The sequence below is a fragment of the Bacillus sp. AY2-1 genome (assembly GCF_008368965.1).
In the GTDB taxonomy this organism is placed as follows: domain Bacteria; phylum Bacillota; class Bacilli; order Bacillales; family Bacillaceae_G; genus Bacillus_A; species Bacillus_A thuringiensis_S.
The window spans coordinates 1-11,393 of the sequence record NZ_QPEL01000176.1 but is presented as its reverse complement, the minus strand read 5'-3'; the positions used below and the strand labels follow the sequence as shown (position 1 = coordinate 11,393).

The following is an 11,393-nucleotide window of genomic DNA, read 5'->3' as shown; positions in this document are numbered from 1 at the left end:
TCGTTATATATTAAAGAGGTGTCAATTTTGTCCTTAAATGAAGAGACCTTAGCAACTAAGACAGATAAAACCATTGAAAAGATTCAAACAAGTAACTTAAAACAACTTAAAAATACACTAGATAATATCTTTGATATTAGTGCAGATTTAATTGAACATCCTTTGCAATTAAAAACAAACACGAATATTTTACTATATTATTTTGAAGGCCTTACAGATGGTGTTGCATTAAAAACCAATGTTGTTACACCATTATTACAAGAAGTAAATGAAGACAGTCAAATATTTAATTCTAATATTATTGCTACTCATACCAAAATAGTATATACATGGAATGAAATTAAAGAAGGGTTACTTGAGGGGCAATGTGTACTGTTTATGGAGGGAGAAAAGCGGTCACTTCTAATAAACACAAAAGGCTGGGCAGAAAGGGCGATTCAAGAGCCAATTTCAGAAGTTACTATTAAAGGATCCCATGATGGATTTATTGAAAATGCCACAAAAAATATAGGTCTTATTCGTCGATATATTCCTTCTACAGAGTTAAAGATCAAAAAGCTGACGATTGGAGAACGAGCCACTTCTATAGTCTATTTAATTTACTTAGGTGATGTAGCAAACGCAGATGTAGTCCAAGAAATAGAAACTAGAATCTGTAAAATCAAAACAGATGCGGTATTAAGTATTGGAGAGCTATCTAATTATACAAAAGATCAAAATTGGACTCCTTTTCCACAGGCTTATTTAAGCGAACGCCCAGACGCCATTTCAAATCATATACTTGATGGGAAAGTAGCAGTGTTAATGGATAGATCACCTGGTGCAATGGTTGTTCCTATGAATTTGATTGGATTTTTTCAAACCCCAGATGACTATAATATTCATTGGCTCATCGCATCATTTTTTCGCTTATTACGATTTGCAGGATTTATTATAGCTATTTTTTTACCCGCATTTTATATTGCTATAGTCTCTTTTCACTTTGAAATTATTCCTATAGACTTATACACTTCTATTGCAACATCAAGAGTCAAAGTCCCTTTCTCCCCCTTATTGGAAGCTTTTATAATGGAAATTACACTAGAAATGCTACGTGAAGCTGGCATTCGCTTACCACAACCAATTGGACAAACTATTGGAATCGTTGGAGGCATTGTAATTGGACAGGCGGCTGTTCAAGCTGGTCTTGTTAGTAACGTTATGGTTATTATCGTATCTATTACAGCCATTGCTTCATTTATTGTTTCTAATTATGATTTATCAAGTTCTATACGCCTTATCCGTTTTCCAATGATGTTATTGGCTTACTTTTATGGGATTGTAGGTATTGTTAGTGGATTAATGCTTTTATTTGCTCATTTTGTTTCACTAACTTCCTATGGTTCACCATATGGAATGCCAATCGCACCATTTCGTCTCCAAGAGTTAAAAGATTCTTTTGTAAGATTTCCTATTTCGATGATTACCACCCGCTCGAGTACAGGACAGCCGAAACAAAGAAAGAAAAAAGAAGGTGGTTAACATGGGAAATCTTAAGTTCCAAAAAGTAACTTTATTCGAATTTATTATTTTCATTCATTCGCTTCAACTTGCATCTGGTATGTTAATTATGCCAAGCCCCCTTGCTACTAATGCTGGCACAGATGGCTGGATTTCGATCATTCTCGGATGGATAGTTACTTCTATAATCGGGGTATTTATTATATTAATGTTACAAAAAAATCCTAACAAAAATTTCTCACAAATCTTAAAAACATACTTTGGTAAATGGATAGGGACAATTCTTTTTCTTGCATATGCCTTTTATCTATTTTTTGCTGGATTTAATACTTTATTAAAGGCAACCGATATTGTAAAAGTGTGGATATTCCCTTCCACTCCTGCTTATCAAATCACCATATTATTACTATTACCTTTTATTATTTTAACCCTGAGTGGGTTAAGGGCTCTTACTAGTTATTCTATGCTTGTTTTCTTCTTCACTACTTGGATGCCACTATTTCTTCTTTTTTCACTAAAGACTAACTACAATCCTTTACACCTACTACCTATATTTAAAGAAGGATTATACCCTATTGTAAAGGCAACAAAAGAAACCATTACTCCTTATGCTGGCCTAGAAATTGCATATTATATATATCCATTCTTACAAAAAAAACAAAAAGCCATAAAAGGACTACTAATAGCGAATACTGGAACCATGTTTTTCTATCTATATGTTACTATTCTTTCTTATATATATTTTAGTCCAGAGGGGATAAAAGACGTAATCTGGCCAGTATTTCATCTGTTAAAAGGGGTTCGTTTTTCTTTCATGGAACGATTAGAAATTATATATATCGCTTACTATTTAATTGTATTTTCCACTACGATATATCCGTATTTATTTTTCAGTTTTGAATCTGTGGCCATTTCACTTCAAAAAAACGCCCGCAATTGGGCGCTGCTTGCTTTTATGTTATTTATAGTTGGCCTATTTATTTTCCTAAATCCCGATGTGGATCAATATTTGTTTATATATTCTCTTATGGATATCTTAAATGTCGTTTTCTTTATTCTATTACCAATCTTATTTTTCGCTTACAGTATTCTTTTTACTTGGATTACTAGGAGGAAACAACTTTGATTCGAAAATGGATATGGATTGTAATTTGTTGTGTATATATAATTGGTTGTAGTCAGAGAATTCCTCTTGAGAAGGTTTCATTAATCCTGTTAATTGGCTTGGATAGAACCCCTAATGGAGACATAAAAGTTGGAACAAGCATACCACTCTTTCATCATAAACAGCAAAAAAGTACTATAGAACATTGGACACAAGCATCAACTGTATATACTGGATTCAGTAAGATAGATACGAAGTTAACGGGCTTTATGACAGCTTCCAAAGCTGAAATCATTTTAATTGGAAAAAAATTAGCGCAAGAAGCAAATTGGTTGCAGGAGCTTGATTCTTCTTACCGTGACCCTTACGCTACCATTAATGCTAAAGTAGTACTTGTAGATGGACCTGCAGAACAAATTTTTACAATTCATAAGCCTAGTAAACCATCACTTTCATCTTATATAAATGGTGTAATCGAATCGTCAATTCAAAATAACCAATCCGTCTCTTCTACAATTCAACAATTAATGAGAGAACAAAATGAAGAAGGAATGACGCAAACTGTTCCAATTATCAAAAAAACAAAGAATGAAATCGATACAGTAGGAATTGCATTTTTAAATCGAAAAGGGAAATATTTAACTCATATCCCTAAAAAAGATGTTAAATTTTTCAATCTTATAAATAAGCAAAAAAGTAGCGGGCGAATGATACTACACCTTGCGCTTCCTCCTAAAAAGTCCAACAAAAAAACAAACACTTCTATATTCGTACAGAACGCGACAAGGAAGGTAGTTGTTAATTTTCAAAACGGAAAGTTTGTATTTAATCTCGATATTTACGCTAATGTAGCTTTAATAGAAAAAACCAATCCGAATTCAATTAAAGGGCACTATGATAATAAAAAAAATATAAATAATTTAAAAAGTGCTATTCAAAAAGAAATTAATAATAATTTACAAAATATGTTATATGAAATACAGCAGAATAAAATTGATCCAATCGGATTATCCCAATATGCTAGAGCATTTCAATATAAAGAGTGGAAAAAAGTAAAAGGAAATTGGTTGCAAGCGTTAGCAGAGGCTAAAATAAATGTAAAGACACACGTCAAAATAAAAGATACTGGAACCATTAGAAATTAGACTAGTCTATTCTTCTGCTTAAAATTATTTCTAAGTGGAATTTTCCATCTTCTATAATTATTATGTAAAAGATAATAACTCAAAGAAAAATCTACTGGTTAAATGCTAACCAATAGATTTTTCTTTTTTATCTAAGGATTCTTTTAAAGGCACAACAATTTTACTGTAGTAATCAAGAACTGGTTTCTAATTTAAGTTACTGGAGAGTATAATCCCTACCAACTTTCATCCCAATAGCACCTCAATGATATAACATTAAAGATATAACCCCTTAACTTAGGGATTTTGACTTTTCAAATTTATACCAATGTCTTAGCTCTATGTACTTTGATATATATGTCCACATCAATATGTTATTGCATCATATACTGAATAGATAATTTAAATTACTTTTAAAAAGGATGATGAGGATGAACCTAGATGATATACAAAAATCCTATGGCGTAATTGTAAGTTTAGGAGGCTTGTGTCAAGTCACTAACCAAATCAAAAGGCACCATTTAAGAACATTTTCTGGACCTTTAGATTGGTTTTATTATCCATCACTTTCAGATGTAAACAGATTACTTCAAAATCGATTTGAAAAATTTATGAAGTTGGAAAATATGGTCATAGAAGGTTCAGAAAGTTACGGTCTTATTGAATCAGAATTTGATAATCAAACTAAATGGGCAGAACGAATTACCTATTGTATAAAGGACACTTATTATAATTGTTTTTCAATGCATGACTTTCCTATTGACTCAGAAAAGGATTGGAAATCAACCTATCCTTCTTTTAAAGCTAAATTAGACACTAGAATTAATCGATTCCTTGAAAAAATAAATAGTAGTGAATCAATTTTATTCATTAGGATTTGGGGAAATCGAGATGAAGCGGTTGAATTAAAAAACGTATTATCCGAAATTACAAATAAAGTTTTTAATATTCTTATTGTCAATTTTAAGGAGGATATATCTAATATCGTTGAACAAAATTGGGGAATATCGAGGGTTTGTTCAATTGAACTCCCACGTTATCAGGATAGATGGGAAGGTGATGATTCCGATTGGAATTATATTTTAAATAAAATAACATTAACTTAATACTTTTCTTCTTACTTTTAACATGATTTTTCCAGTAAATTAAAATAGGTGTAGAGAAATAAAATTCCCATCTAATTGATACACACTTAATTAATAAACCGTTCATATAATAACTCATAAGTCCTTCTTTATTGAATAAATGGTTCTTTACAAAATTGATTCCATCACTAGAGCACCTTTATACGGTGCTCTTTTTTAAATTTGTAAAATCTACAATGTAATATTTGTTCACTCTTCCTTTAAATAGTTAATTTCCTTCTTAGATTTTTCATTATAAGCTTCTTTAATTCCCTTGATTCCCCTCCCCTTCTTTTATCTTACAAACAAGTAATTTCTTTCATTAGTATTAAATAAAGCATTGATTTTAGAATAACCTAATTTACATAAGATTGAGAATAAACTACAGTGCGTATTCTTCACGTTTAATCAGCATTTGAATTATAAATCTAACATATATTTTTTAGTTGATTGTCATTATGGTACAACCGTGTATACATTTATCAAACAAACTACATAGTTTAAATTAGTAAAATATATAGAGAGGAAGGAAAGAAATTTATGAAAGTCATAATTTTGTGTGGCGGAAAAGGGCTTCGGATGCAAGGAATTTTAGAGGACATTCCCAAACCATTAGTTCGAGTTCAAGGAAAGCCTCTCCTCTTGCATATAATGAATTGGTATAGAAAATATGGACATTCTGATTTCATTTTGCCCCTAGGATATAAAGGTGAGAAAATTAAAGAATATTTTATGGACTTTAGCTGGAAAGAGAATGACTTTAGTTTGAATTTTAAAACCAATCAATATACGCTACTTCAGGAATTAGAAAATTGGAATATACACTTTATAAATACAGGAATTGATACAATGACCGGGGCAAGGCTAAAAAAACTTGAACCCTTTGTACAGGATGAAACCTTTTTATTAACTTATGGCGATGGATTAGCAAATATAGATATTGATCAACTAATAGCATTCCATAAAGAAAAAGGAAAAATTGCTACATTAACTGGAATTAAAAAAAATAGTCAATATGGCCTATTGACGGTCGAAAATGGAATTGCTATTGATTTTAAAGAAAAACCATTACTTGATGAAGTAATTAATGGCGGTTTTTTTGTATTTAACAAAGAAATATTCGATTATTTAGGTGATAGTGATGATTGTGTTCTAGAAGAAGATCCTCTTCGCAATTTAATAAAAGACAATGAGCTCGCAGTCTATGAACACAATGACTTTTGGGCTAGTGTCGATACACCTAAAGATTTAAAAACTGTAGATGAAAGTTGGAATCCTAATAAATTTTAGTGGAGAGGACTGAATAAACATTGAACTCTAATGATAAAAAAATAAGTTTACCTCGATTGTATATCCCCTCTAATGAGAAAATAGTTAACCCGCTTTCAACAGGAATTAAAGCTTCAAATCTCTCCAAAAAAAATACTCAAAAAAGAATGAATCCCCAATTCTATAATCAACAACATGATCTAAATAATCATTTCTGTGTCATTGTAGGTAATGAATATGTCTTGAAAATCATTGCTTTACAGCAATCATTAATGCAGTACTCAGAAAAATTCACATTGTGGATTTGTTGTATAGACCCTTTTGCATATTCACTATTAAAAGAAATGAATTTAATTAATGTAAACCTTTTACAAGTTGAAGAATTAGAAGATAGTGAACTAAAAGCAATTAAAAGAAAAAGAAAAGTAAATGAATATTGTTGGACTTTAAAATCTGTCTTGATAGAATATTTATTGGTCAATTATGATTTACCATCTATTCTATATTGTGATGGTGATTTATGCTTTTTCTCTGATCCTAATATTATTTTTGAGGAATGGGGTGAATACTCTATTTTCCTTACCCCCCAAAGAGATCGTGATTGGGTAGAAAAAATGTATGGAAAATATCAGGCTGGGCTAATTGGATTTAAGAATGATCTCTATGGACTAAAAAGTGTAAGATGGTGGAAAAATAAATGTCTAGATTGGTGCAGTGCCGAGGCTGAGGAGGGGAAATTTGGAGACCAAAAGTATTTAGATTATATCCCTATATATTTTCCAAAAGTAAAAATTTCAAATAACTTAGGTATAAATGCTGCGCCTTGGAACTGTATATATAATAACGATTATAAAATTGACAAGACTAAAAACGATGTATTTATTGAAAACGACAAACTAGTTGTTTACCATTTTGCATGTATTACTATCTTTAATGAAAATGATTTTGATCTTTGGTCTTTAGGAGCAATTTCAATACCCAATAATATATTAAACCATATTTACACTCCGTATTTAGAGAGAATTCAATTTGTTTTAAATCAATTAAAAAATAAATTCAATAAAGATACTAAACAATTTTTAAGTAAAAAAGATATAAATAAAGCTCAAACCTTATATAAAGATTCACAATTAAGAAGAAAAATGAATCAATCCAATCATTTTATGAACTTTTCCATGATTATAAGTAAAGAACGATTAATTCAAGGATTGACCTCTTATTATTCCTTAGAAAATTTCAACGCTAAATTTACTGTATGGATTTGTTGTATGGATGATTTAACTTATCAAATATTAGAGACATTAAAATTAAAGCACGCCATACTAATTCCAGTAAAAGATATTGAAAATCATGAACTCCTCAGTATAAAAAATGATAGAAGTTTACAAGAATATTGTTGGACATTAAAAGCGCCCCTATGTCTACATGTCCTTAGTCTTTATCCGGAAGTTGATCACATTATATATTGTGATGCTGATATGTATTTCTTTACAGCACCTAATATCATTCTTGATGAATGGTGGAAATACTCTGTATTCCTTTGCCCTCAAAGAAGCTCTACTGAAATTGAAAACATACACGGTATATACCAAGCTGGTTTAGTAGGCTTCAAAAACGATCAAAATAGCAAAGAAATTTTAACATGGTGGAAAGATAAATGCCTAGAATATTGCAATAATCATTATGATGTTGAAATGAATAGATGGGGTGACCAAAAATATTTAAATCACATTCCTAACATCTTTTCTAATATTAAAATCATGACTCATAAAGGTATTGATGCAGCACCTTGGAATGTCATTTTAAATAGCAGTTCTATATCAAAAACAGATAAAAAAGTTTTTATTGATCAAGATGAATTAATAGCTTTTCATTTTGGAAGTATGCAAATTATTAATCCAAATGAGTTCGATTTATGGAAACAAGAAACTTTAGAATTACCTCCAGAAGTTTTAGATTATATATACATTCCTTATATTGAACAATTGAACAAGACATGTCATACCCTTCATAATACTTTTCAAAAATCCCCCTCCTCTTTATTTGCTGACCAAATTGATACAACGACAATAAAAAATTATTTTAAATACTCCTCCCCTCATTACAATTAAGACTGATACTCTCCTTATTTAAAAATAAATCTTAATAAAGGATAGATTTTCACTATGATTACTTCATTTAAAAATAAAACTTTCCTTATTACTGGTGGATACGGTTTTATTGGTTCTCACTTGGCACGAAGACTTTTAAATTTACAAGCACGAATTGTTCTTTTCATAAGAACACCATCAAATTTTTGGAGACTAAAGGATATTATAAAAAATATTGAAACCTATGAAATAGATATACGAGATAGAAAACAAGTACAGGATGCAATAAAGAAAGTTAATCCGGATTATATCTTTCACCTGGCAGCCTATGGTGTAAATTCTGCCCATACAGATTACATGCATGCTATAGAAACAAATATTATAGGGACATGTAACATTATTCAAGCAGCAAAATTGGTGAATTGTAAAAAAATTATCAATTTTGGGAGTAGTTCTGAATACGGTAACAAGATGGAACCTATTCATGAAAATATGTTACTAACTCCTGTGGATATCTACGGAAGTACCAAAGCTGCTGCTACTATACTCGCCCATCAAATTGCTAGCGAAAACAGCATTAATCTTATAACATTAAGACCTTTTGGCATATTCGGAGAAAGCGAGGAGCCACATAAAATTTTTAGCTATATAATCTTGCAAGTATTACAAAACAAAGATGTAAATTTAACTTTCTGTAATCAATTAAGAGATTATTGTTATATAGAAAATATAATAGATGCCTGTATCCTAGCAGTAGAGAATACTACTGTACAAAATGAAATCTTTAATATTGGGAGTGGCACTATTTACCCCTTGAAACATTATGTAGAATTATTATTCAAACATTTGAAAACCAATTCCAGACCAAATTACGGTGCAATTCCATCTAGAACGAATGAAAGATGGGTTCCTGAAGCAGATGTGCAAAAAATAAAAAACTCTCTTTCCTGGGAACCTAGAATTAATATTGAAGAAGGAATTATAAAAACTGTTAATTGGTATAAAAATAATAAACATTTATACCTAATCCCCTAAAAATAGGGTACTAAAGGAGGTGGACTAATTGTTAAATCAAAACTTTAATAATGCTTTTTACGGAAAGACAATTTTAATTACTGGACATACTGGTTTTAAAGGTTCTTGGTTATCCCTATGGTTGAATGAATTAGGTGCTACTGTAATCGGATATTCATTGGATCCTAAAAATAAAAATGATAACTTTAACATTACTAACCTTCAAAACAATATAATTGATATTCGTGGAGACATTAGGGATTTTAATAAATTAAATAAGGTTTTTACAGATTATAAACCTGAAATTGTATTCCATTTAGCTGCCCAACCTCTAGTTAAGTATTCATATGAATATCCTAGAGAAACATACGAGGTAAACGTTGTAGGAACTATGAATGTACTAGAGGCAATTCGATTACATGAATCAGCTAAAATAGGAATTATGGTGACAAGTGACAAGTGCTATGAAAATAAAGAATGGCCTTGGGGTTATCGTGAAATTGATCCTATGGGTGGCCATGACATATATAGCTCAAGCAAAGGATGCTGCGAACTTTTAATTTCTTCCTATCGAAATTCTTACTTTTCAGAAGAAAACTTTTCTCACCACAAGAAAATAATTGCAAGCGTTCGAGCTGGTAATGTAATTGGTGGTGGTGATTGGTCAATAGATAGAATTATTCCTGATTGTATACGAGCATTAGAATCAAACAAAAAGATTATTATTAGAAACCCTACTGCTATTAGACCCTGGCAACATGTACTAGAACCCTTAAGCGGGTATTTACTCCTTACAGAAAAAATTATAAATAATGGTATCCTTTATTCAGGAGCATGGAACTTCGGGCCATCCTTAAGCAATATTGTTCCAGTAGAAAAATTAGTGACAAGTTTACTAGATATTTGGGGCTGTGGGGATTGGACTGCAGAAAATATAGGCGCAATAAATTTTCATGAAGCAAATTTACTAAATCTTGACATTAGCAAAGCAAAATTCAATCTTGATTGGCAACCAAAATGGTCCCTACAACAGACTTTAGAAAATACAATAGAATGGTATAAACATTATAATTCTTACACCAGTTCTGAGATGATAAATCTATGTATTAGCCAAATCAAACAATATTGCATGCTTTGAACTACTCCCACTTACTCATACTTGCTGTGAGTTCCTTATGGAGGGAGTCTTCTTGGTTAAAATAATAAAAGACACATTAATTTTATAGTCTAAATTATAAACCTACTATACCTAAAATGATGTGATTGTCCATTAACAAAGATTTTATTTCTTCGATTATTTCAAATCAACTATTGACATTATACTGAAGAATAAAGGAATCACATATTTTTCTAGTGATTCCCTTGTTATGAGAAAATACTGTCTTGCTTTAACGACAATACAGTATATGCGATTATTAATTTATTTGTTCTAGTTATGAAAAAATCTATTCCTGTCAAAAGAGCTTTCTTCAAAGAAAAACTTCCTATTTTCTTCTACTTACCCTACCCGAAAAGTAACTAAGTTGAAAATTCCAATAATTATATCTACTATTATAGAATTATACTGAGCTTTAACAATTTTATAATTATCCCCTTCTTGTAGCTATTCCACTAAAGTTCATGCTTATGATTCTCTTATTTATTATCACCAATGTCGATGAATTCATGCATTGCTTATTCTATACACAAATCGCTTTTTGAATTATCTTTTCAGAATAAGTAAAGAAGGCTTTCTCTTTTATGCACTTCTCCCCTACCAGTCTTTAATTTTCCTTTAATCAACATTTAGAACAAATCTTCAAATATAATAGTACATCTTCTATAAAACAAAACCATAAGTAAGATAATTTCACTATTACAAATAATGAGATTGTCTGTTTCACCTTTTTACATTATCCAAAAAAGAACTTGTAGAAATTCTTACAAGTTCTTCTTTTGTTTTCTTTATTCTTTTCTTATTTACATACGCAAGATTTATACATTTGGTGGTGATACATACTATATGTATCCGATAAAATAATTTAAAAATTAATACGTAATTGATCCGTTTTAAGAAAAGAAAATTTCATAAATCTTCAATCACAGTTTCTAAGTTCACCTGATAGAACGTATAAAGACTCATATTATCTTTTGATAATTTTCGGATGTTTTATTATGAGTATATTCG

Annotated in this window: 8 protein-coding genes; all 8 read left to right on the top strand. The window is 30.5% G+C overall.

All coding sequences use genetic code 11. The features are described from left to right. Positions 1–27: 27 nt before the first annotated feature. Positions 28–1,521: a spore germination protein gene (locus tag DN403_RS27555; protein ID WP_149185967.1), complete on the top strand. Its 1,494-nt coding sequence runs from the start codon at positions 28–30 to the stop codon at positions 1,519–1,521. A gap of 1 nt (position 1,522) precedes the next feature. Next, complete coding sequence (locus tag DN403_RS27550; RefSeq protein ID WP_000527367.1) at positions 1,523–2,626, top strand: GerAB/ArcD/ProY family transporter; 1,104 nt, start codon at positions 1,523–1,525, stop codon at positions 2,624–2,626. Next, entirely contained in the window at positions 2,623–3,750 is a 1,128-nt protein-coding gene (locus DN403_RS27545; protein WP_000619984.1) for a Ger(x)C family spore germination protein, read from the top strand. Before DN403_RS27550 ends, DN403_RS27545 begins: the two co-directional genes overlap by 4 nt. Positions 3,751–4,160: 410 nt before the next feature. Then, complete coding sequence (locus DN403_RS27540) at positions 4,161–4,835, top strand: papain-like cysteine peptidase (protein WP_149185966.1); 675 nt, start codon at positions 4,161–4,163, stop codon at positions 4,833–4,835. 558 nt (positions 4,836–5,393) lie between these two features. Continuing rightward, positions 5,394–6,143 (top strand): sugar phosphate nucleotidyltransferase, encoded by a 750-nt coding sequence (locus DN403_RS27535; RefSeq protein WP_000864426.1) that lies wholly within the window; start codon positions 5,394–5,396, stop codon positions 6,141–6,143. A 20-nt stretch (positions 6,144–6,163) separates the two neighbouring features. Further along, positions 6,164–8,233, top strand: coding sequence for a hypothetical protein (locus DN403_RS27530; RefSeq protein WP_001087536.1), 2,070 nt, complete (start codon positions 6,164–6,166; stop codon positions 8,231–8,233). A gap of 54 nt (positions 8,234–8,287) precedes the next feature. Further along, positions 8,288–9,247: an NAD-dependent epimerase/dehydratase family protein gene (locus DN403_RS27525; RefSeq protein WP_000633065.1), complete on the top strand. Its 960-nt coding sequence runs from the start codon at positions 8,288–8,290 to the stop codon at positions 9,245–9,247. Positions 9,248–9,275: 28 nt separating this feature from the next. Beyond that, positions 9,276–10,364, top strand: coding sequence for a CDP-glucose 4,6-dehydratase (rfbG, locus tag DN403_RS27520; protein WP_000934343.1), 1,089 nt, complete (start codon positions 9,276–9,278; stop codon positions 10,362–10,364). Positions 10,365–11,393: the final 1,029 nt, after the last annotated feature.